Origin of the sequence: Micrococcus sp. R8502A1, assembly GCF_006704135.1 — a bacterium.
In the GTDB taxonomy this organism is placed as follows: Bacteria; Actinomycetota; Actinomycetes; order Actinomycetales; family Micrococcaceae; genus Micrococcus; species Micrococcus luteus.
In genome coordinates, this window is sequence record NZ_VIGS01000001.1 from 84,203 (window position 1) to 105,347 (window position 21,145).

Consider the following 21,145-nt stretch of genomic DNA (forward strand, 5'->3'; position numbering starts at 1 on the left):
CCGGCCCCCATGCGCGCGTATCTCGTCCTGGTCATGGTCACGGCCGTCGCCTGCGGGGCCCTGACGCCCCTCATGCGCCGGCTGGGGCTGCGCGCGCACGTGTTCACCCCGCTGCGCCAGCGGGATGTGCACCGGCACCCCGTGCCGAAGCTGGGCGGCGTGGCCATGGCCGCGGCCGTGCTGGTGGGATTCGCCGTCGGGGGAGTCGTGCCGTTCCTCCAGGGGATCTACGCGGACGACGCCGCGATGCGCGGGCTCCTGGTCGCCGTCGCCGTCGTGCTCGTCGTGGGCATCGCCGACGACATGTGGGACCTGCGCTGGTGGGTGAAGATGGCCGGCCAGGTGCTGGCCGGACTCGCGGTGGCCCTGGGCGGGATCCGCATCGAGGCGATGCCGGTGGGCTGGATCCCGGTGGGGAACGAGACCACGCAGGTCATCCTCACCGTGTTCGCCGTGGTGCTGACGATGAACGCGATCAACTTCGTGGACGGTCTGGACGGCCTGGCGGCGGGCGTCGCGCTGATCGGCGGCTCGGCCTTCTTCGTCTACTCGTATCTGCTGACGCGGACCATCAACCAGTTCGACTACGCCAACCTCGCCACCCTGCTCATGGCCCTGCTCGTCGGCGCGTGCGTGGGCTTCCTGCCGTGGAACCTGTCCCCGGCCCGCATCTTCATGGGCGAGGTGGGGGCCATGCTCATCGGCCTGCTGATGGCCGCGGCCGCGGTCGCCGTGACCGCCGACGTCAACGCCCTGGACGGGATGCGCTTCCGCAACGTCCCCGCCTACACGCCGATCCTGCTGCCCGTCGCCGTCCTCGCCCTGCCGCTCGCGGACCTCGCCCTGGCCGTGCTGCGGCGCACGGCCAAGGGCACCAGCCCCTTCTCGGCGGACCGCGGGCACCTGCACCACAAGCTCGTGGACGGCGGCTACACCCAGGCGCAGGCCGTCGCGCTGCTCTGGCTCTGGGCGTTCCTCGTGGCATGGGGCGCGGTGTCCCTGAACTTCGTGGACCACATGATCGTCCTACCCGTGCTCGCCGTGGCCCTGGCCGGAGCCGGCTACCTCACCCTGCATCCGATCGTGGAGCGCCGTCGCGCGGACCGGCACGACGCCGCGGCCCACCCGGACGAGCGGGGGGACGCGTGACCCGGGCGGGCGGCCGCCGACGCCGGCGCCGCTGGGAGAACCGCCGCGGCTGGTGGGGGATCCTCGGGTGGTCCCTGACCGCGGCGGGGGCTGCCCTGGCGATCACGTGCGCCGCGTGGCTGCTCTCCGTCGGCGGGGAGGCGGCCGGGAGCGCCCTGCTGGGCGGCGGCGCGGTGCTCGCGCTCTCGGCGCTCACCGGGGCGACGACGGCACTCGTCTGGGACCGGGCGCGCGAGGCGGCGCTGCCGGTCAGCGTGGGGCTGTTCGTGCTCAAGATCGCGGTGTTCGCGGTGCTGCTGGGGGTCCTGCCCCGCCCCGGCTGGGTCCGGGCGGACGCGGCGGCGATCGCCGCCCTCGTGACGATCCTCGTCTGGCAGGCCGCGGAGGTCCTCGTCTTCGCGCGGACCCGCCGCGGGATCTACACCGACTGACCCGCCCGAGGGGCGAAGACACCGAGCCGGGGGCCATGTCGTGGGCCCCTTCTGCGGTACGGAGCACGGGTCACCGTTTGGTATCGTTGGCGGCGAACACTTCGACGGCGCCCACCTGCCGCCATCCGTGTCTCGCATCGCACCGGTACCCCCGCAATGTCGCGGCGCCCGCCTGTGGTCCGGGGACGAGGCTGCGGTCCCGTCGACTGCATCACTTCGGAGAGGAACCGCGTGCTGACCCTCGTGCTGGCCAACGCATCATTCGTGCCCCCCACCATCTCTGATGGTCACCTCCCGGAGATCTTCCCCTGGGGTGCGGAGTACGGCACCGGCTTCGGCAAGCAGATGCTGCTCGTCCTGCTCTCCGTAGTGCTCATCACCGCCTTCTTCGCGTGGGCCATGCGCCGTCCCCGGCTCGTGCCCGGCAAGGCCCAGTGGCTCGCCGAGTCCGGCTACTCCTTCGTCCGGAACGACATCGCGAAGGACATCCTGGGCGAGAAGAACTTCAAGCAGTGGGTCCCGCTGCTCTTCTCCATCTTCTTCTTCGTGCTGCTGAACAACCTGTTCGGCGCCATCCCGGTGCTGCAGCTGCCGACCTTCTCCCACGCGGGCGCCGCCTACGGCCTGGCCCTCATCGTCTACGCGATCTGGATCGGCGTCGGCATCAAGCGCCACGGCGTGCGCTACCTGAAGCTGGCCGTCGTGCCCTCGGGTGTGCCCGGCTGGATCCTGCCGCTGCTCGTGCCGCTGGAGATCATCTCCAACTTCATCGTGCGCCCGCTGACCCACTCCCTGCGTCTGATGGCCACCATGCTCTCTGGCCACATGATCGTGATGCTCGCCGGCGCCGGTGCCGCCTACCTGATCACGCAGACCGGCAGCCTGGCCCTGCAGGGCACCGGCATCCTGGTCATCCTCGGCTCGGTGGCCCTGTACTTCCTCGAGCTGCTGATCATGTACCTGCAGGCCTTCGTCTTCACGCTGCTGACCGCGATCTACATCCAGGGCGCGATCGACGCGAACGACCACTGATCTTCCGGGGCCGCCTCGGGCACGACCCAGGCGGCCGCGGTACGGCGGGAGAGCCCGCCACCAGTCTTCCCGGCCCTCCGCAGGAGGACCACCCGGGAGGCCGACCCTCCACAACCCGGCCGGACACCTCGGCCTCGTGAAAGGAACACCATGGAACTGCACGGTTCGCTCAACATGATCGGCTACGGCCTCGCCGCCATCGGCTCCGCCATCGGCGTGGGCCTGATCTTCGCCGCCTACATCAACGGCGTCGCCCGTCAGCCGGAGGCCCAGCGCATCCTGCAGCCGATCGCCCTCCTGGGCTTCGCGCTCGCCGAGGCCCTCGCCATCCTGGGCCTCGTCTTCGCCTTCGTCATCGGCGCCTGACGCGCCGCGTCCACGGAGCGCCCGCACGGTGAGACCGTCGGTGCTCCATCTCCACAGGACTCTTGACCGAAGGATGGTTGAAACATGATCAGCAACGGACTGATCCTCGCGGCGGCTGAGGGGGCCAACCCCCTGATCCCCAACCCGTGGGAGATCCTCGTCGTCGTGGTGGGCTTCGCCCTGCTCATGTTCATCGTCATCAAGTTCATCGTCCCGACCCTCGAGAAGTCCTACCAGGACCGTGTCGAGGCGATCGAGGGCGGTCTGGCCAAGGCTGAGAAGGCCCAGGCCGAGGCGAACGCGATGATGGCGGACTACGAGTCGCAGCTGGCGGACGCCCGCACCGAGGCGAACCGCATCCGCGAGGATGCCCGCACCGAGGCCGCCGAGATCGTGGCCGAGGCGCGCGAGCGCGCGACCGCCGAGGCGACGCGCATCTCCGAGCAGGCGCAGGCGCAGATCGCCGCCGAGCGTCAGCAGGCCGCCGCGCAGCTCAAGGGCGAGGTCGGCTCGCTGGCCACGACCCTGGCCGGCAAGATCGTGGGCGAGTCCCTCGAGGACGACGCCCGCTCGCAGCGCGTGGTCGACCGCTTCCTGGCTGACCTGGACCGTCACCAGAGCGCAGGTGTCGCCGAATGATGACGGGCGCATCGAGGGACTCCCTGGCCGCCTCCCTGGAGGCCGTCGGTCCGGTGCTGGACGAGGGCGGCGTGGCCCTGGCACGCGAGCTGTTCGGCGCGCTGGACGTGGTGGACGAGCACGGCGCGCTGCGCCGCGCCCTGACCGACCCCGCCTGGACCACCGAGCGCCGTCACGGCCTCGTCGACTCGCTGTTCGGCGCCCGGGTGACCCCCGGTGCACTGCAGGTCCTGAAGGACCTGGCCGGCCGCCGCTGGTCGGCGGAGCGCGATCTCGGGGACGCCCTCGAGACGGTGGCCGCGCACGCGGCCGCCGCGGAGGCCGCACGCGGCGGACACGCGGGCCTGGCCGCCCTCTCGGGCGAGCTGCTGGCCTTCAACCGCACGGTGGAGGACTCGCACGAGGTGCAGCGGGCGCTCACCGATCAGCACGCACCCCTCGAGGCACGGGCCGCTCTGGCCGGTCGTCTCCTGGGCGAGTCGGCCAGCCCGGCCGGCCGACTGCTGGTCGAGCGCGCCGTCTCGGCCCCGCGCGGCCTGAAGCCGTCGGCCGCCGTCCGCAAGGCCGCGGACGTCGTCGCCGAGCGGCAGCGCCAGTGGATCGCCGAGGTGACCGTGGCCCGGCCGCTCGAGGCCGAGCAGCAGGAGCGGCTGGCCCTGGGCCTGCGCCGCGCCTTCGGCCGCGATCTCGTCATGGACGTGACGGTGGACCCCCACGTGGTGGGCGGCATCCGCGTCCAGGTCGGCGACGACGTCGTCGACGGGTCCATGGCCTCGCGCCTCCACGACCTCCAGCGGCGGATGGCCGGCTGACGCCGGCTCCCGCCCGCATCCGGAACACCCACGAACGTAAGCATCATCGTCACGTCGATGATCACCAAGCACAGAGAGCAGGGACTGCAGATGGCCGAATTGACCATCAACGCTGACGATGTCCGCAATGCCTTGAATGATTTCGCGGCATCGTACGAACCGTCGGGCACCGATCGCACCGAGGTCGGCCGTGTCATCTCCGCGGCGGACGGCATCGCTCGTGTGGAGGGTCTGCCCTCCGTCATGGCGAACGAGCTGCTGCGCTTCGAGAACGGCATCCAGGGCCTGGCCCAGAACCTCGACACCCGCGAGATCGGTGTCGTCGTCCTCGGCGAGTTCCAGGAGATCCGCGAGGGCATGGAGGTGCAGCGCACCGGCGAGATCCTCTCCGTCCCGGTGGGCGACGCCTTCCTGGGCCGCGTGGTGGACCCGCTGGGCCAGCCCATCGACGACCTGGGCCCGATCGAGGCCGAGGGCCGCCGTGCCCTCGAGCTGCAGGCGCCGACCGTGACCGAGCGCAAGTCGGTCCACGAACCGCTGCAGACCGGCATGAAGGCCATCGACGCCATGATCCCGATCGGCCGTGGCCAGCGTCAGCTGATCATCGGTGACCGCCAGACCGGCAAGACCGCGATCGCCGTCGACACGATCCTCAACCAGAAGGCCAACTGGGAGTCGGGCGACGTCGAGAAGCAGGTCCGCTGCGTCTACGTGGCCGTGGGCCAGAAGGCCTCCACCATCGCCGGCGTCCGCGCCACGCTGGAGGAGCACGGCGCCCTGGAGTACACCACCATCGTGGCCTCCCCGGCGTCCGACCCGGCCGGCTTCAAGTACCTCGCCCCCTACGCCGGCTCGGCCATCGGCCAGCACTGGATGTACGGCGGCAAGCACGTGCTGATCATCTTCGATGACCTGTCGAAGCAGGCCGAGGCCTACCGCGCCGTCTCCCTGCTGCTGCGCCGCCCGCCGGGCCGCGAGGCCTACCCGGGCGACGTCTTCTACCTGCACTCCCGGCTCCTCGAGCGCTGCGCCAAGCTCTCGGACGAGATGGGCGCAGGCTCGATGACCGGCCTGCCGATCATCGAGACCAAGGCGAACGACGTGTCGGCCTACATCCCGACCAACGTCATCTCCATCACCGACGGCCAGATCTTCCTGCAGTCGGACCTGTTCAACGCCAACCAGCGTCCTGCCGTGGACGTGGGCATCTCGGTGTCCCGCGTGGGCGGCGCCGCCCAGGTCAAGGCCATGAAGAAGGTCTCCGGCACGCTGAAGCTGGACCTGGCGCAGTACCGCGACCAGCAGGCGTTCTCCATGTTCGCCTCCGACCTGGACCCGGCCACCCGCCGCCAGCTCGCCCGCGGTGAGCGCCTCATGGAGCTGCTCAAGCAGCCGCAGTACTCGCCCTACCCGGTCGAGGAGCAGGTCGTGTCCATCTGGGCCGGCTCCAAGGGCCACCTCGACGAGGTGCCGGTGCAGGACGTGCTGCGCTTCGAGCGCGAGTTCATCGACCACCTGCGTCGCCACACCTCCGTCCTGACCGACATCGCCTCCACCGGCAAGCTCGAGGACGGCACCGTGTCCGCGCTCGAGTCGGCCGTCGCCGAGTTCTCCAAGGGCTTCCAGTCCTCCGAGGACGGCGGCGTGCAGGCCGGCCACGAGGAGCACCGCGCGATCGAGCAGGACCAGGTCGCGCAGGAGCAGATCACCAAGCAGAAGCGCTGACCGCCGGTCGGTGAGGGAGCGGTCCGGCGTCGGACCCCACGGGGACGACGCCGGGCCGCCCTCCCGCCAGGGAAAGGACCACCATGGGAGCCCAGATCCGGGTCTACCGTCAGAAGATCGCGTCGACGTCGTCGATGAAGAAGATCTTCAAGGCGATGGAGCTGATCGCCACGTCTCGCATCACCAAGGCACGTGAGCGCGTCAGCGCGTCGCTGCCCTACGCGAACGCGATCACCCGCGCCGTCTCGGCCGTGTCGAGCCAGCACGACATCGATCATGTCCTCACCACGGAGCCCGAGAACCCGACCCGGGCGGCCGTGCTCATCATGTCCTCGGACCGCGGCCTCGCCGGCGCGTACTCCGCGAACGTGCTGCGCAAGGCCGAGCAGCTCCTCACCCGCCTCGGCGAGGAGGGCAAGGACGTGGACGTGTACGTCGTCGGCCGCAAGGCGCAGACGTACTTCGACTTCCGCGGCCGCGGCTACAAGAAGCTGTGGACCGGTCAGACGGACGCCCCCGTCGCCGAGCGCGCCGCCGAGATCGGCGAGGTGCTCGTGGATGCGTTCCTCACGGACACGGCGGACGGCGGCGTGGACGAGATCCACGTCGTGTTCACCGAGTTCGTCTCGCTCGTGAAGCAGAACCCCCACGTGGTGCGCCTGTTGCCCCTCGAGGTCGTCGAGGAGGAGGCCGCCACCGCCGAGGACGTGCTGCCGCTCTACGAGTACGAGCCGGACGCGGAGGAGGTCCTCGACGCGCTGCTGCCCAAGTACATCGAGTCGCGCATCTTCAACGCGATGCTGCAGTCGGCGGCCTCGGAGCTCGCCAACCGTCAGCGCGCCATGAAGTCGGCGGGCGACAACGCCACGAGCCTCATCAAGGACTACACCCTCCTGATGAACAACGCCCGTCAGGCCGAGATCACCCAGGAGCTCACCGAGCTCATCGCGGGCGCGGACGCGCTCAACAACTCCTGAGCCCGTTCGGGACTCACCAGACTCGCCATCCACACACGATAGAAGTGAGAGAGATGACTGCCACCATCACTGACCAGGGCACCGGGACCCCCACCGGCGGTGCCACCGGACGCGTGTCCCGCGTCATCGGCCCCGTGATCGACGCCGAGTTCCCGGCCAACGCGATGCCGGAGATCTACAACGCGCTGACCACCGAGATCGACTTCAACGGCCAGCGCCGCACGGTCACCTTCGAGGTCGCCCAGCACCTCGGCGACAACATGGTCCGCGCCATCTCCCTGCAGTCCACCGACGGCCTGGTGCGCGGCACCGACGTCGTGGACACCGGTGCCCCCATCTCGGTGCCGGTCGGCGACGCCGTGAAGGGCCACATCTTCAACGTGCTCGGCGAGACCCTGGACATGCCCGCCTCGCAGCTGCAGGCCGAGGACCGCTGGCCGATCCACCGCCCGGCCCCGAACTTCGCGTCCCTCGAGGGCTCCACCGAGATGCTGGAGACCGGCATCAAGGTCATCGACCTGCTGACCCCCTACATCAAGGGCGGCAAGATCGGCCTGTTCGGCGGCGCCGGCGTGGGCAAGACCGTGCTCATCCAGGAGATGATCACCCGTGTGGCCCGCAACTTCGGCGGCACCTCCGTGTTCGCCGGCGTCGGCGAGCGCACCCGTGAGGGCAACGACCTCTGGGTCGAGATGGACGAGGCGGACGTCCTGAAGGACACCGCCCTCGTGTTCGGCCAGATGGACGAGCCGCCGGGCACGCGTCTGCGTGTGGCCCTGTCCGCGCTGACCATGGCGGAGTACTTCCGCGATGTGCAGAACCAGGACGTGCTGCTGTTCATCGACAACATCTTCCGCTTCTCGCAGGCCGGTTCCGAGGTCTCCACGCTGCTGGGCCGCATGCCCTCCGCCGTGGGCTACCAGCCGAACCTGGCGGACGAGATGGGTGTGCTCCAGGAGCGCATCACCTCGACCCGCGGCCACTCCATCACCTCGATGCAGGCCGTGTACGTCCCCGCGGACGACTACACCGACCCGGCCCCGGCCAACGTGTTCGCGCACCTGGACGCGACCACCAACCTGACCCGTGACCTCGCGTCCCGTGGCCTGTACCCGGCCGTGGACCCGCTGGCCTCGACCTCGCGCATCCTCGACCCGCAGTACGTGGGCCAGGACCACTACGACGTGGCCATCCGCGTGAAGCAGATCCTGCAGAAGAACAAGGAGCTGCAGGACATCATCGCGATCCTCGGTGTGGACGAGCTCTCCGAGGAGGACAAGATCACCGTGGGCCGCGCCCGCAAGATCGAGCAGTTCCTCTCGCAGAACACCTACACCGCCAAGCAGTTCACCGGCGTCGAGGGCTCCACCGTGCCGGTCAAGGACACCGTCGAGGGCTTCAAGGCCATCGCCGACGGCGACCTGGACCACGTCGCGGAGCAGGCCTTCTACAACGTGGGCGGCCTGGACGACGTCGAGCGCGAGTGGGCCAAGATCCAGGCCGAGGGCTGATCGATCATGGCTGAGCTCAACGTCGAGATCGTCTCCGAGGAGCGGTCCATCTGGTCGGGCGCCGCGTCGGCCGTGTCGGCGCGCACCGTCAACGGTGAGATCGGCATCCTCCCGGGCCACACCCCGATGCTCGCCGTCCTCGGCGACGGCGAGGTCGTGGTGCGGACCACGGACGGCGGCACCGTCACCGCGCAGGCCCGCGGCGGCTTCTTCTCCGTGGACCACGACCGTGTCGTGATCGCCGCGACGTCCGCCCGGCTGGGCGACGCCGCGGCGGCCTGACGCGGCGCGGCAGGACCTGACGGTGGAGGGCCCGGTGCTCATCGCCTCGGCGACCGTGGTGGCAGTCATCGTGCTGTCGGCACTCGCCCTGGTGATGCGGCGCCGGGCCCTCGCCCGTGTCACGGCCGCCTTCCCTGCGGTCCTGGAGCGGGAGGGCCCGGGGCGTGAGCGTGTGATCGGCGTGTACGACGAGTCCCGCCTGCGCCTCACCGGGGGCTGGCGCCTCTCGCGGGAGCGCTGGAGCGCGGACCGGAGCCGCCTGCAGATCGACCGCCTCCCGGCGGACGAGGCCGGTCGGACCGTCCTGGAGCTGAGCGCCGGAGCACGTCCGGTGCGCGTCGTCGTCGACCCCGACGACGCCGGCGCCCTGCGCGCCTGGAGCGAGGCGGGGCCGTCCGCGGCGTCGTCCTTCTGGCGTCGCTGAGCCCGCCCGGCGTCTCAGAACAGGCGGGACTCGGCGTCGTCCACGCCGCGCATGGCGTCGTAGTCGAGGGTGACGCAGCGGATGCCGCGGTCCTCGGCGAGGGTGCGGGCCTGGGGCTTGATCTGCTGGGCCGCGAACACGCCGCGCACGGGCGCCAGGAGCGGGTCCCGGTTCATCAGCTCGAGGTAGCGGGTGAGCTGCTCGACCCCGTCGATGTCCCCGCGGCGCTTGAGCTCGACCGCCACGGTGCCGCCGTCGGCGTCGCGGGCCAGGATGTCGACGGGGCCGATCGCCGTCATGTACTCGCGGCGCACGAGGGTGTGGCCGTCGCCGAGCAGGCTGATCTGCTCGGCCAGCAGACGCTGCAGATCCGCCTCCACGCCGTCCTTGACGAGGCCGGGGTCCACGCCGAGCTCGTGGGAGTCGTCCGCCAGGACCTCCTCGATGAGCACGATGAGCCGGTCGTCGGACTTCTTGGCCTGCACGCGCCAGACCTGCGTCACTCCCTGGTCGGCCTGGTCGGGGGAGGGCTCCTCCACGTGCAGGGTCGCGGGCGGCGACATCCAGTTGAGGGGCTTGTAGGAGCCGCCGTCGGAGTGCACCAGCACCGAGCCGTCCGCCTTCACCATGAGCAGGCGGGTGGCGGTGGGCAGGTGGGCGTTCAGGCGGCCCTCATAGGTCACGGAGCAGCGGGCAATGACGAGTCGCACCGGTCCATCCTAGGCGGACCGCGCCCACCGGCTCGTGTGCCAGCATGGAGGCATGCCCCGTTCGAACCGCCCCCGCCGCTCGTCCGCGCCTCGGCGGAGCGAGCGCGGGGCCTCCGGCGCCTCCCGGCGGTCCCGGCCGTCGCCGGGGCGCGCCGACCCGCTCGAGGAGCTCCTCGGCCTGGACGCGGGCTACTCGCGCCAGTCCGGGTCCGACGGCGGCTGGCACGTCCGGCAGATCCCCGCGTGGCGCGCGGTGAAGGACTACACGTGCCCCGGCTGCGGCCGGGTGATCCGGCAGGGCCAGGCGCACCTCGTGGCCTGGCGCGCCGACTGGATCATGGGGGACGAGGACGCGGGAGCGGACCGGCGGCACTGGCACCCGGTGTGCTGGCGCACCCGCCCGAGCCGCTGACCGCGACGGTCCGGGCCGCGCCGCCGTCGTGGGCCTACCGGGCGTCCTGGCGGGGGATGAAGACCTCGCGGACCAGCAGCAGCAGCGCGGCGGCGAGCGGGATCGCCATGAGGGCGCCGAGGACGCCCAGCAGCGCGCCACCGGCGATCACCGCGATCACGGCCACGGCCGCCGGCACGGACACCGCGCGCGCCATGACACGCGGCGAGATGACGTAGGCCTCGATCTGCAGGTAGACGAAGTAGATGGCCGCGAACACGGCGGCGGTCTGCCACGAGGTCAGCAGGCTCACGAGGGTCAGCAGCGTGCCGCCGATCGCGGCGCCCACCAGCGGGATGAACGCCATGAAGGCGGCGATCGCGGCGAGCAGGACGGCGAAGGGGGCGCCGGCGATGGCCAGCGCCGTGAACGCCACCGCGCCGTTGAGGGCGGCCACGAAGGACTGGCCCATCACGTAGTGGCCGACCGAGGAGGTGATCTGCTCGGACAGCGCCTCGATCCGGGGCCGGCGCGAACGCGGTGCGAGCCGGTAGGCCCAGTACTTCATGTGCGGCAGGGAGGAGAGGAAGTACAGCGTCAGCACGACCACCACGAGCACCGAGAAGACGGCGTTCAGCACGGTCTGGCCGAAGCCGAGGAGCCCGCCGAACAGGTCGGTGACGGCGACGCCGTCGGCGGCGAGGCGCTCGGTCTGGGCGCGGACGGCCTCCTCGAGGTGGAACTCCTCGTCGAGCTGCACGAACCACTCGGCGGTCATCACCCCGTCGATGATGGCCGGCAGGTCCTGGACCAGCTGCGTGGACTGCTCGATCACCGTGGGGACCAGGAGGGCGACGAACGCCCCGGCCACGGCGGCCAGGCCGAGCGCGGCCGTGAGCACGCCGACCCAGCGGGGCGCGCCCCAGGCCTCGACCCGGCGCACCAGCGGGTCCAGGCCCAGGGCGATGAACAGGGCGGCGGCGATCCACACGATCAGCTGCCCGTTCGTGCGCAGCACCGAGACGACGCCGATGGCCAGGGCCACGCCGACCGCGAGCAGGAAGCCGGTCAGCACGGGGGACTCGACGACCACGGCCGCGACCGCCGGATCCTCGGCGCCGTCGACGGGGACCGACTCGGGGTCCACCCGGTCCTCCTCGAGAAAGGGACGGCGCCGCCGCAGGACCGAGCCCAGGCGGGGCAGTCGACGACGCCCGGCGGGCGCCGGCCCGTGCGACCGCGGCGCGGCGGCCACCCCGACCGGCTCCACGGGGACGCCGGCCACGGGCGGCTGCTCGGCGCCCTCGGGCTCGGCCGGGGCGCGGACGTCGGCGACGCCGGTGGCATCCGGGCCGGATGCGGTCTCCTTCTCCTCCACGCGCTCAGCGTACGTCAGGGCCCCGGCCTGACCGCGCCGCGCCCGGGAGGCTACCGTGGGGCCCAGTGACAACGCCCCTCGCCCCGGCGACGGGGCGGCCCCGGACCGGAAGGATCGTGACCGACGTGACCGCCCAGCCCCCCTCCGACGCCCCGTCCCACCTGCGCGGCGCCGTCGACCTGTCCTCGCTCGGCACCCCGGCCCCGGCCGGGCGCACCGCGCCGGGGGCCGACGCCGGCGCCGGCGGCGGCTCGTGGGTGATCGCGGACGCCGACCAGGGTCTGCTGCAGCAGCTGGTCCAGCTCTCCGCCCAGGTGCCGGTGCTGCTGCACCTGCACGTGCCCGGGGATGCGGCGAGCGAGGCGCTCTACCGCCAGTTCGCGGACGCGGCCGACGCCCAGGCGGGACGGCTCGTGCTCGCGCGTCTGGACGTGGCGAAGGAGCCCGCCGTGCTGCAGGCGCTCGGCCTGGGGGCCGGCCCCGCGGTCATGGCCGTGGTGGCGGGGCAGCCGGTGCCGCTGGTCAATCAGGAGGTGCCGGAGGAGACGCTGCGCCAGCTCATGGGGGAGATCCTCGAGGTGGCCCGTCAGAACGGCGTCGCCGGCACCGTGCCCCCCGTCGCCCCGGCGCGCCAGGACGCCGACGCCGCGGCTGCGGAGGCTCCGCCCGTGCCGCCGCTGCACCGGGCCGCCCATGAGGCCCTCGCCGCCGATGACCTGCCCGGGGCCGTCTCGGCGTGGGAGGCGGCGCTGGCCGACAGCCCCGCGGATGCCGTGGCCCAGCAGGGCCTGTCGGCGGCCCGCCTCATGCTGCGCACCCGTGACGCCGACGCCGCGGCGGTGCGCGCGGCCGCCGCGGACGGCCCGGACGACGTCGCCGCCCAGCTCGCCGTCGCGGACCTGGACGTGCTCGGCGGCCACGTGGAGGACGCCTTCGCCCGGCTCGTGCGGTTCATCGCCCTCCACCCCGGCGACGACCGGGAGACGGCGCGCGCCCACCTCGTGGACCTCTACACCGTGGTGGGCACGGACGACCCCCGTGTGCAGGCCTCGCGGCGCCGGCTGGCCGCAGCGCTGTTCTGAGGGGCCCACGGTTCATCCTTGAGGGGGTCGCCGTGGCCGCCTGACGGTGGGTAACGTCCCAGGCATGACTCCGCACGAGCCTGAGCCTGCCCCCGCCCACCTCGCGGCCGCCGCCCGTCGGCGCGCGGCGGACGCCCCCGATCCGGACCTCGCCCTCGTCACACGCGGGCTGACCCAGCGGTTCGGGGACAAGCTGGCGCTGGACGCGCTGGACCTGGACGTCCCGGCCGGGTCGTTCTTCGGGGTGGTCGGGCCCAACGGGGCGGGCAAGACCACCGCCCTGTCGATGGCCACCGGTCTGCTGCGCCCGGACCACGGCCGCGCCTGGATCCACGGCGTCGACGTGTGGGAGCAGCCCCTCGAGGCCAAGCGACGGGTCGGCGTGCTCGCCGACGGCGTGCGCACCTTCGACCGCCTCACGGGCGCGCAGCTCGTGACCTACGCCGGGCTGCTGCATGGCCTCGACGCGGACACCGTGGCCGAGCGGACCGCGGACCTGCTGCGGGTGATGGACCTGGAGGACGCCGGCCGCAAGCTCGTGGCCGACTACTCCGCCGGCATGACCAAGAAGGTGTCCCTGGCGGCCGCCATGGTCCACGCCCCGGACCTGCTCGTCCTGGACGAGCCGTTCGAGGCCGTGGACCCGGTCTCCGCCGCGAACATCCGGGACATCCTGCACTCGTACGTGGAGCGGGGCGGCACCGTGATCGTCTCGAGCCACGTGATGGACCTCGTCCAGCGCATGTGCACCCACGTCGCCGTGATCGCGGCCGGGACGCTGCGGGCCGCCGGCACGCTCGAGGAGGTCCGGGACGGGCACGACCTCGAGGACCGCTTCGTGGACCTCGTCGGCGGCCGCCACGGCTCGGAGGGGCTGGCATGGCTCTGACGCTCGTCCGACTGCGCTGGACGCTGACCCTGAACCAGTGGCGGCGGTCCCCGTTCACCCTGGTGATGAGCGTGCTCGGCGCGCTGTACGTGCTCGGCATGGCCGCCGTGGCGGTGACGCTGCTCGTCACGGGCCTGCCCGCCCTGCCGGACGAGGCCCGCGGCGCCACGACCGTGCTGGCCGCCGCCGTCGTGGTGCTCGCCTGGCTCGTCATCCCGCCGTTCGTCACGGGCGTGGACGCCACCCTCGACCCGCACAGCTTCGTGCTCTTCCCCGTCCCGGCCCGCACCCTCATCGCCGGGCTGGTCCTGAGCGCCTTCACGACGCCGGTCGGGCTCGCCACGCTGGCCGTGCTGGTGGGCCTGGGGGCCAGCTGGTGGGACCGGCCGGCCGCGCTGGCGGCGGGCCTGGCCGGGGGCGCGCTGACCGCGGTGACCGCCGTGGCGATCGGCTCCGGCCTCGCCGGCCTCCTGGCCGCCTACGCGAGCCGGCGTCGGGTGCGGGACGTCGTCTCCGTCCTGCTGTTCATCCCGCTCATGCTCGGCGGCGTCGCCCTCTCGCAGGCCATCGCATCGTTCGAGGACTTCCTGGCGATCGCGCCCCAGGTCGCCCGCGGCGCGGCGTGGACCCCGTTCGGGGCGGGCCCCGCCGCGGCGTGGGCGGCCGCCGAGGGCCGCGGCGCCGCCGTCGCGCTCCACCTCGCGGTGGCGGCGGCCTGGTGCCTGGCCGCCCTGGCCCTGTGGCACCTGGCCGTGCGCCGCACCGTGGAGCCGGTGGCCGTGGGCGGCGGTCGGTCCCGCCGCGTCGCCGCGGGAGCGGACCCGATGCCGCTGCGCTGGCTGGGCCGACGGGCCACGGGCCCGCGCACCGCGATCGCGGCCCGCGCCCAGCGCTACTGGCTGGCCGATCCGCGGTACGCGGCCGGGCTCGTCATCATCCCGCTCATGGCCGTCCTGCTGTGGTTCACCGGGGGCATGGCCGGGGAGGGGGGTCCCGGACTGGGCCTGCTGCTGGTCCTCGGGCCGATCACCGCCTGGTCCCTGGCCTACTCGATCTCCGCGGACATCGCCTACGACCACACGGCGTTCCACCTGCACGTCGTCTCGGGCGTGCGGGGCGTGGACGACCGCTGGGGCCGGGTCCTGGGCCTGGCGGGCTGGGGGGTGCCGATGATCCTGCTCGTGACGACGGCGACGGTGGCGGCGGCGGGGGACTGGTCCCTGTTGGCGCCGATGCTGGGCCTGGCCCTCGGCCTGTTCGGGACGACCGCCGGGCTGTCCGCACTCGTCTCCGCCCGTTTCGTGTACCCCGTGCCGAAGCCGGGAGACAGCCCGTTCAAGACGCCGCAGGGCGCGGCCATGCGCACGATGCCCGTCCAGGGCGCCTCGCTGCTGGTGAGCCTCGCGCTCGCGGTGCCGTTCCTGGCGCCCTTCATCGTCCGGCTCGTCACCGGGGCCGCCGTGTGGGGCTGGGTGACGGTGGCCCTCGGGCTCGTGTGGGGCGCCGTCGCGCTGTGGCTGGGCGTGCGCCTGGGGGCGCGCTGGTACGACCGCGCGCAGGCCGAGACCTACCAGGCCGTGGCCGCCTTCTGAGGGGCGCGGCTAGACTGGCCCGTATGAGTGTGACCGGCGAACCCGACCTGAACGACCCCTTCGCGCCCGCCGGCGGCGGCACGTCCGTCCTCGAGCGCGAGGAGCTGCGGCAGGAGATCGAGCCGGGCGACCACGAGCGCTTCGCCCACTACGTCCGCAAGGAGAAGATCACGGAGTCCGCCGTCACCGGCGCCCCCGTGATCGCCCTGTGCGGCAAGGTGTGGGTGCCGGGCCGGGACCCGAACAAGTTCCCCGTGTGCCCCACGTGCAAGGAGATCTACGAGGACCTGCGCGAGCCGCAGGACGGCGGCGACGGCGACGGCGGCGGCAAGCGCGGTGGCTGGTTCGGAGGCCGCGGCCGTGGCTGACGGCCGCTCCCTGACGAGCGGCACCCAGGACGGCAGCGTCCAGCACGATCTGTTCCACATCGGCGAGGACCTTCCTCCCGCCATGCCCGAGCGCGCGGCGTGGGGAACGGCCCCCAAGCTGCGCCAGTGGCAGCAGGAGGCCCTGGAGCGCTATCTCGAGACCGCACCGCAGGACTTCCTGACGGTCGCGACCCCCGGCGCGGGCAAGACCACGTTCGCGTTGCGCGTGGCCAAGATCCTGATGGACTCCGGCGTGGTGCAGCGGCTGACCGTCGTCGCGCCCACGGACCACCTCAAGCGCCAGTGGGCGGACAACGCCGCGCGCGTGGGCATCGCGATCGACCCGAACTTCAAGAACGCGGACGGGCGGCACGGCGCCGAGTACCGCGGGGTGGCGCTGACGTACGCCCAGGTGGCGAACAAGCCCGTCCTGCACCGGAACCGCACCGAGGCCGCCAAGACCCTGGTGATCCTCGACGAGATCCACCACGGAGGCGACGCCCTGAGCTGGGGCGAGGGCATCCGCGAGGCATTCGAGCCGGCCACGCGGCGTCTGTCCCTGACCGGCACCCCGTTCCGCTCCGACACCGCCTCCATCCCCTTCGTCCGCTACGAGCTCGGCGCGGACGGCATCGAGCGGTCGAAGGCGGACTACACGTACGGCTACGGCCCGGCGCTGCGGGACCACGTGGTGCGCCCGGTGATCTTCATGGCCTACTCCGGGCAGATGCGCTGGAAGACCTCCACCGGCGAGGTCATGGAGGCTCAGCTCGGCGAGGCCGCCACGAAGGACATCACCGCCTCCGCCTGGCGCACCGCGCTGGACCCGGCGGGCGAGTGGATCCCGTCCGTGCTGCGCGCGGCCGACCGGCGGCTCAGCGAGGTGCGCCGCAACGTGCCCGACGCCGGCGGCCTCGTGATCGCCTCGGACCACCAGGACGCGCGCGCGTACGCCGCGCAGCTCGAGGCGCTGACCGGCCAGCGGCCGGCCGTGATCCTCTCGGACGACAAGGGCGCCTCGGACCGCATCGAGGAGTTCGCCGCGTCGGACGAGCGGTGGATGGTGGCGGTGCGCATGGTGTCCGAGGGCGTGGACGTGCCCCGCCTGTGCGTGGGCGTGTACGCCACGTCCACGTCCACGCCCCTGTTCTTCGCCCAGGCCGTGGGCCGCTTCGTGCGCTCCCGGCGGCGTGGGGAGACCGCCTCGGTGTTCCTGCCGTCCGTGCCCGCGCTCATGCTGCTGGCCAACGAGATGGAGCTCGAGCGGGACCACGCGCTGGACCGCAAGGAGGGCGCCGTCGACGTCGAGGACCTCGAGGACGCCCCCGAGGAGGACCTGATCGCGGAGGCCAACCGGGCCGAGAGCGGCTCGGACGCGCTGACGCGGGAGAAGTTCGAGGCCCTCGAGTCCCGGGCCAGCTTCGACAAGGTGCTCTTCGACGGCGGGGAGTTCGGCCTCGGCGGCGCGGTCGGCTCGGAGGAGGAGCAGGACTTCCTCGGCATCCCGGGCCTGCTGGACGCCGAGCAGGTCTCCGCCCTGCTGCGGCAGCGGCAGGCCGAGCAGATCCAGCGCCGGCCGCGTGCGCAGGCGGCCGAGCCCGCCGACGTCGTGGACCACCGGCGCATGAAGGAGCTGCGCTCCGAGCTGTCGAAGACGGTGTCCGCCTGGGCGGCCCGTTCCGGCCAGCCGCACGGGGTGATCCACAACCGCCTGCGGGAGATCTCCGGCGGCCCCGCCGTGGCCCAGGCCTCCCGCGAGCAGCTGGAGAAGCGGCTGAGCACCCTGCGCGGGTGGTTCGTCGGCCGGACCTGAGGTCCAGATTCGAGACTCTAGGGGGCGGGTGTGTCAATCGTAATCGGATCTTTAGGGGGAATATTTTTATGGCTAATTTACCAGGCTATTGGCACTAGATGGCCCGAAGTGTATGCGACAGCTCGGGACTCTCTTGATTTAATGCCAAGAGGAAGCTCGGTAAAGTATCTACTTATATACAGGGGAATACCTACATTTTCCGTGACTGTCCTGGCCCTGAACTTGGCCGTGGAGTCCGGAGGGGACCCGTATTGGACGTCAGCATTCGTATTCTGGACCTATTCGACCTTGGCGGAAATTCGGTCTACTTTCAGCCCAAAGGGCGCATTGAGACAATTGTCTACAGTGAATACTGTCTACCTTTCGGCGTCTGTAGTTGTCACAACGATTTATTGCAGTGTCGCAGTGTTGGTATACCCGCACTTCTCTGTCCTGGTTCCGTCGGTCAGGGAGCTTGTGATTGCACTCTGGACAGCCCTGTTCGCTTCCGTTTTGGCGATATCTTTCCAGCGATTCAACACCCGGTCCGGTCCGGATGTGCAAATGGAAATCGATTACTCCATTAAGGACATCGGACAGAAGACGTGGTCTCAGATCGATTCCATATGTATGCGTGAAAATATCGACCCTTGCCTCATTAAGGCCCTTGCTGCTGCCGAAGCGCAGCAGCGGCCTCGGTGGATCCGGCAGGCGGAGCGCGTGGCGGGGCGACTCTTCGGCGGTGGGACTTTTGGTGTCGGCCAATGGCCGTCATCACGGCCAATTGATGATCTAACGTCTATAGAGTTCCGCGCCAAGCAGTTGGCGCCTGTGGGCTTAACTCCACATGAGTGCGACATTGCTGGGGTCTATGATATCCTTGATATTGACTATTTCATCTATTCATGGAACTCGGATGAGTCATTTGCAGATAGTGCGAGGGTTTTTTACTCTGCATTCAGGAGGGCAAAAATGGTTGAACATGTTGCCGAAAGCGATGCGCGACATGCCATCCCGTCAGCGAGGGGCTCCGCCGACTGGGCCTGAAGGCCCGCACGCGGCGGGCTGAGGCTCGTCTCGCCTGGCTCTAATCCAGCGCGCGGACAGGCTGGAATGGGGGCACGTCGTCAGGAGCCGCCATGCCCGTGTCCGCCCCGTCCCCGTCGACCGCCCCGCCGTCGTCGCCCCCCGCTGTCCTCGGCCTCGCCGCGCGGTACCCGTGGGTGCTGGCGACGCTCGGCGTTGTCGCCCTCACCCTTGGCCTGCACGTGGGGGGCGGAGGATCCGGCGCGCTGGATCGCCTCTGCGTATGCCCTGGTGGTGACCGCGTGGACCTCGGTGGGCATGGTCAGGGACCTCCTGCGCGGGCACTGAGGTGTGGACATCCTCGCCGTCACCGCGATCGTCGCCACGGTGCTGGTGGGGGAGTACCTCGCCGCCGTGCTCGTCTGCTTGATGCTCACCGGCGGGGAGGCCCTCGAGGACTACGCGGCCGGCCGCGCCCGGCGGGATCTGTCTGCCCTGCTGGACCGCGCCCCGCAGCGCGCGCATCGCCTGCGTCCGGACGGCTCCGTGGAGGACGTGCCGGTGGAGCAGGTGCGTGCCGGCGACCGGCTCCTGGTGTGTCCCGCCGAGGTGCTTCCCGTGGACGGCATCATGGCCTCCGCCGAGGACGGCGGTGAGGTCGCCGTGGACCTGGACGAGTCCTCCCTGACCGGCGAGCCCCTGCCCGTCACGCACCGCACCGGCTCGGCCGTGATGTCCGACGCGCTCAACGGCACCCGCGCCTTCGTGCTCGAGGCGACCGCCTCCGCGGCCGACTCGCAGTACGCGGCCATCGTCTCCCTCGTGCAGCAGGCGGCCTAGTCCCGCGCCCCCATGGTGCGCCTGGCCGACCGCTACGCCGTGCCGTTCACCGCCGTCGCCTACCTGATCGCCGGCCTGGCCTGGTCGCTGTCCCAGGACCCGGTCCGCTTCGCCGAGGTGCTCGTGGTGGCCACGCCGTGCCCGCTGCTCATCGCCGCTCCGGTGGCCTTCCTCGGCGGCATGTCCCGCGCCGCCACGTCCGGGGTGATCGTGAAGTCCGGCGGGACCACCGAGGCCCTCGGCTCCGTGCAGACCGTGGGCTTCGACAAGACCGGCACCCTCACCGCCGGCCGCCCCGAGCTGGTCGGCGTGCGACCGGCCGCCGGCTTCGCCCAGGACGAGCTGCTGCGCCTGGCCGCCTCCGCCGAGCAGTACTCCGTGCACGTGCTCGCCGACGCCATCCGCACGGCGGCCGAGGAACGCGGGCTGTCCCTGGCGACCGCGCAGGATGCCACGGAGGAGGCCACCCACGGCGTCGTGGCGGTGCTGGAGGGACGCCGCGTCGTCGTCGGCAAGCGCGTCTACGTCACGCAGGCCGCCCCGGACACCGCCACCGCCGACCTCGCCCCCGGCCAGTCCGCCGTCTACGTGGCCGTGGACGGCGCCTCCGCCGGCGTCCTGCTGCTGGCCGACCGCATCCGCCCCGAGTCCGCCGCCACCGTGCAGGCGCTCCACCGCCTCGGCGCACGACAGGTCCTCATGCTCACGGCGATGCCGAGGCCACCGGACGGCACATCGCCGGGGAGGCGGGCATCGACGAGGTCCACGCGGACCTGCTGCCCGCGGACAAGGTCCGCCTGCTCTCCGAGCGCCCGCAGCGCCCGGTGATGATGGTCGGTGACGGCGTCAATGACGCCCTCGTGCTCGCCGCCGCGGACGTGGGCGTGGCCATGGGCGCCCGCGGCACGACCGCCGCCTCCGAGTCCGCCGACGTCGTGGTGCTCGCCGACGACGTCTCCAAGGTCGCCGTCGCGGTGGCCGCCGGCCAGCGCACCCTGCAGGTGGCGACCCAGTCGATCTGGGTCGGCATCGCGCTCTCCCTGGTCCTCATGGTCATCGCCGCAACGGGCGCCATCCCGGCCCTGGTCGGCGCGCTGTTCCAGGAGCTCGTGGACGTCGTGGCCATCGTCACCGCGCTGCGCGCCATGCAGCCCGGCCCGCACGAGGCCGAGCGGCTCGGCGATCTCGCCGCCGCCCCCGCCCGGGGGCAGCGGCGGGCCGTGGCGGCCTGAGCGCCGGATTCAGCCGTCCCGGGACTGGAAACGCACGAAGGCGCGCAGCTCGTCGCCCTCCACGTCACGGGACTCGCGGAATCCATGGGCCTCGTAGAAGGCGCGCTGGCGCTCCTCGGTGTCCGTGAGCAGCACGTGCTGACGCACGTGGCCGAACCGGGCGAAGACGCGGCGCAGCATCTCGGAGGCGATGCCGCGGCGCTGGTGCCCCGGATCCACGAGGATGTCCTGCAGGTAGGCGATGGTGTGGCCGTCGGAGACCACGCGGGCCAGACCGACCAGACGGCCGCCGTCGAAGGCGGTCACCACCGTGGCCGAGCCCTGCAGCCCGCCCATGAGCGTGTCCATGTCCGCCGTGTAGGCGGACCAGCCCACGGCGTCGTAGAGGGCGCGGACGTCGTCGGCGGCCGGGATCGCTCCGGAGAGGTAGCGGATGCCGTCCCGGTCGGCGGCGATGGGGGAGTCGGTCATGGCTGCTCTCCTCGTCTGCGTCGGGC

21 protein-coding genes and 1 pseudogene are annotated in these 21,145 nt (G+C 71.8%); 19 read left to right on the forward strand and 3 right to left on the reverse strand.

Features of this window, described 5'->3' with window-relative positions; all coding sequences use genetic code 11:
- Nucleotides 1-9: 9 nt before the first annotated feature.
- The 11 genes from FLM69_RS00380 (at nt 10) to FLM69_RS00430 (ending at nt 9,348) form a co-directional block, all read left to right on the forward strand.
- The gene (locus FLM69_RS00380; protein ID WP_141842621.1) at nt 10-1,149 is read left to right on the forward strand and encodes an MraY family glycosyltransferase; all 1,140 of its coding nucleotides are present in this window, start codon (nt 10-12) and stop codon (nt 1,147-1,149) included.
- Complete coding sequence (locus tag FLM69_RS00385) at nt 1,146-1,580, forward strand: hypothetical protein (RefSeq protein ID WP_141842623.1); 435 nt, start codon at nt 1,146-1,148, stop codon at nt 1,578-1,580. Before FLM69_RS00380 ends, FLM69_RS00385 begins: the two co-directional genes overlap by 4 nt.
- 231 nt (nt 1,581-1,811) lie before the next feature.
- A complete protein-coding gene (gene atpB / locus FLM69_RS00390; protein ID WP_036382182.1) occupies nt 1,812-2,612 on the forward strand; it encodes a F0F1 ATP synthase subunit A in 801 nt (266 codons plus the stop codon).
- Nucleotides 2,613-2,762: 150 nt separating this feature from the next.
- Nucleotides 2,763-2,978 carry an ATP synthase subunit C gene (locus FLM69_RS00395; RefSeq protein ID WP_002857264.1) on the forward strand — a complete coding sequence of 72 codons (216 nt, stop codon included), beginning with the start codon at nt 2,763-2,765 and terminating at the stop codon, nt 2,976-2,978.
- An 84-nt stretch (nt 2,979-3,062) separates the two neighbouring features.
- Nucleotides 3,063-3,617 (forward strand): F0F1 ATP synthase subunit B, encoded by a 555-nt coding sequence (locus FLM69_RS00400; protein WP_002857262.1) that lies wholly within the window; start codon nt 3,063-3,065, stop codon nt 3,615-3,617.
- Nucleotides 3,617-4,429: a F0F1 ATP synthase subunit delta gene (locus FLM69_RS00405; protein ID WP_044659210.1), complete on the forward strand. Its 813-nt coding sequence runs from the start codon at nt 3,617-3,619 to the stop codon at nt 4,427-4,429. The genes FLM69_RS00400 and FLM69_RS00405 overlap by 1 nt, the downstream gene beginning before the upstream one ends.
- A gap of 90 nt (nt 4,430-4,519) precedes the next feature.
- The gene (gene atpA / locus FLM69_RS00410) at nt 4,520-6,154 is read left to right on the forward strand and encodes a F0F1 ATP synthase subunit alpha (protein ID WP_036334989.1); all 1,635 of its coding nucleotides are present in this window, start codon (nt 4,520-4,522) and stop codon (nt 6,152-6,154) included.
- 83 nt (nt 6,155-6,237) lie between these two features.
- On the forward strand, nt 6,238-7,131 hold the full coding sequence (locus FLM69_RS00415) for a F0F1 ATP synthase subunit gamma (RefSeq protein ID WP_041103232.1): 894 nt from the start codon (nt 6,238-6,240) through the stop codon (nt 7,129-7,131).
- 53 nt (nt 7,132-7,184) lie between these two features.
- Complete coding sequence (atpD, locus tag FLM69_RS00420; protein WP_141842625.1) at nt 7,185-8,642, forward strand: F0F1 ATP synthase subunit beta; 1,458 nt, start codon at nt 7,185-7,187, stop codon at nt 8,640-8,642.
- Nucleotides 8,643-8,648: 6 nt separating this feature from the next.
- The gene (locus tag FLM69_RS00425) at nt 8,649-8,924 is read left to right on the forward strand and encodes a F0F1 ATP synthase subunit epsilon (RefSeq protein WP_036313044.1); all 276 of its coding nucleotides are present in this window, start codon (nt 8,649-8,651) and stop codon (nt 8,922-8,924) included.
- Between the two features lie 34 nt (nt 8,925-8,958).
- The gene (locus FLM69_RS00430; RefSeq protein ID WP_255502619.1) at nt 8,959-9,348 is read left to right on the forward strand and encodes a DUF2550 family protein; all 390 of its coding nucleotides are present in this window, start codon (nt 8,959-8,961) and stop codon (nt 9,346-9,348) included.
- A gap of 14 nt (nt 9,349-9,362) precedes the next feature.
- On the opposite strand, the gene nucS is transcribed toward FLM69_RS00430, so the two are convergent.
- A complete protein-coding gene (gene nucS / locus FLM69_RS00435) occupies nt 9,363-10,058 on the reverse strand; it encodes an endonuclease NucS (RefSeq protein WP_002857250.1) in 696 nt (231 codons plus the stop codon).
- Nucleotides 10,059-10,110: 52 nt separating this feature from the next.
- On the opposite strand from nucS, the gene FLM69_RS00440 reads away from it, so the two are divergent.
- Nucleotides 10,111-10,470, forward strand: a complete 360-nt coding sequence (locus FLM69_RS00440) for a hypothetical protein (protein WP_049145255.1) — start codon at nt 10,111-10,113, stop codon at nt 10,468-10,470.
- 34 nt (nt 10,471-10,504) lie between these two features.
- On the opposite strand, the gene FLM69_RS00445 is transcribed toward FLM69_RS00440, so the two are convergent.
- Entirely contained in the window at nt 10,505-11,827 is a 1,323-nt protein-coding gene (locus FLM69_RS00445; protein ID WP_134416593.1) for an AI-2E family transporter, read from the reverse strand.
- Nucleotides 11,828-11,952: 125 nt separating this feature from the next.
- Between FLM69_RS00445 and FLM69_RS00450 the strand changes: the two genes are divergently transcribed.
- The 7 genes and pseudogenes from FLM69_RS00450 (at nt 11,953) to FLM69_RS00480 (ending at nt 20,648) form a co-directional block, all read left to right on the forward strand.
- Nucleotides 11,953-12,909 (forward strand): co-chaperone YbbN, encoded by a 957-nt coding sequence (locus FLM69_RS00450; RefSeq protein ID WP_223247526.1) that lies wholly within the window; start codon nt 11,953-11,955, stop codon nt 12,907-12,909.
- A 64-nt stretch (nt 12,910-12,973) separates the two neighbouring features.
- Nucleotides 12,974-13,798 carry an ABC transporter ATP-binding protein gene (locus FLM69_RS00455; RefSeq protein WP_073115736.1) on the forward strand — a complete coding sequence of 275 codons (825 nt, stop codon included), beginning with the start codon at nt 12,974-12,976 and terminating at the stop codon, nt 13,796-13,798.
- Complete coding sequence (locus FLM69_RS00460) at nt 13,789-15,390, forward strand: Tat (twin-arginine translocation) pathway signal sequence (protein ID WP_141842628.1); 1,602 nt, start codon at nt 13,789-13,791, stop codon at nt 15,388-15,390. Before FLM69_RS00455 ends, FLM69_RS00460 begins: the two co-directional genes overlap by 10 nt.
- Before the next feature lie 23 nt (nt 15,391-15,413).
- Entirely contained in the window at nt 15,414-15,758 is a 345-nt protein-coding gene (locus FLM69_RS00465) for a DUF3039 domain-containing protein (protein WP_141842630.1), read from the forward strand.
- Nucleotides 15,751-17,571 carry a DEAD/DEAH box helicase gene (locus FLM69_RS00470; protein WP_141842632.1) on the forward strand — a complete coding sequence of 607 codons (1,821 nt, stop codon included), beginning with the start codon at nt 15,751-15,753 and terminating at the stop codon, nt 17,569-17,571. The genes FLM69_RS00465 and FLM69_RS00470 overlap by 8 nt, the downstream gene beginning before the upstream one ends.
- Nucleotides 17,572-18,114: 543 nt before the next feature.
- On the forward strand, nt 18,115-18,597 hold the full coding sequence (locus FLM69_RS00475; RefSeq protein WP_141842634.1) for a hypothetical protein: 483 nt from the start codon (nt 18,115-18,117) through the stop codon (nt 18,595-18,597).
- 92 nt (nt 18,598-18,689) lie between these two features.
- Nucleotides 18,690-20,648, forward strand: a pseudogene (locus FLM69_RS00480) (heavy metal translocating P-type ATPase).
- A 9-nt stretch (nt 20,649-20,657) separates the two neighbouring features.
- Here FLM69_RS00480 and FLM69_RS00485 read toward each other — a convergent pair.
- A complete protein-coding gene (locus FLM69_RS00485; RefSeq protein ID WP_036382162.1) occupies nt 20,658-21,119 on the reverse strand; it encodes a GNAT family N-acetyltransferase in 462 nt (153 codons plus the stop codon).
- Nucleotides 21,120-21,145: the final 26 nt, after the last annotated feature.

Excerpts from the sequence above, each read along its gene's own strand:
- FLM69_RS00415 (WP_041103232.1), top strand. The coding sequence starts at position 6,238 with ATGGGAGCCCAGATCCGGGTCTACCGTCAGAAGATCGCGTCGACGTCG.
- FLM69_RS00380 (WP_141842621.1), top strand. The coding sequence starts at position 10 with ATGCGCGCGTATCTCGTCCTGGTCATGGTCACGGCCGTCGCCTGCGGG.
- FLM69_RS00465 (WP_141842630.1), top strand. The coding sequence starts at position 15,414 with ATGAGTGTGACCGGCGAACCCGACCTGAACGACCCCTTCGCGCCCGCC.
- FLM69_RS00400 (WP_002857262.1), top strand. The coding sequence starts at position 3,063 with ATGATCAGCAACGGACTGATCCTCGCGGCGGCTGAGGGGGCCAACCCC.
- FLM69_RS00460 (WP_141842628.1), top strand. The coding sequence starts at position 13,789 with ATGGCTCTGACGCTCGTCCGACTGCGCTGGACGCTGACCCTGAACCAG.
- FLM69_RS00455 (WP_073115736.1), top strand. The coding sequence starts at position 12,974 with ATGACTCCGCACGAGCCTGAGCCTGCCCCCGCCCACCTCGCGGCCGCC.
- FLM69_RS00485 (WP_036382162.1), bottom strand. The coding sequence starts at position 21,119 with ATGACCGACTCCCCCATCGCCGCCGACCGGGACGGCATCCGCTACCTC.
- FLM69_RS00395 (WP_002857264.1), top strand. The coding sequence starts at position 2,763 with ATGGAACTGCACGGTTCGCTCAACATGATCGGCTACGGCCTCGCCGCC.
- atpA (WP_036334989.1), top strand. The coding sequence starts at position 4,520 with ATGGCCGAATTGACCATCAACGCTGACGATGTCCGCAATGCCTTGAAT.
- FLM69_RS00475 (WP_141842634.1), top strand. The coding sequence starts at position 18,115 with ATGGAAATCGATTACTCCATTAAGGACATCGGACAGAAGACGTGGTCT.
- FLM69_RS00405 (WP_044659210.1), top strand. The coding sequence starts at position 3,617 with ATGACGGGCGCATCGAGGGACTCCCTGGCCGCCTCCCTGGAGGCCGTC.
- FLM69_RS00440 (WP_049145255.1), top strand. The coding sequence starts at position 10,111 with ATGCCCCGTTCGAACCGCCCCCGCCGCTCGTCCGCGCCTCGGCGGAGC.
- FLM69_RS00425 (WP_036313044.1), top strand. The coding sequence starts at position 8,649 with ATGGCTGAGCTCAACGTCGAGATCGTCTCCGAGGAGCGGTCCATCTGG.
- atpD (WP_141842625.1), top strand. The coding sequence starts at position 7,185 with ATGACTGCCACCATCACTGACCAGGGCACCGGGACCCCCACCGGCGGT.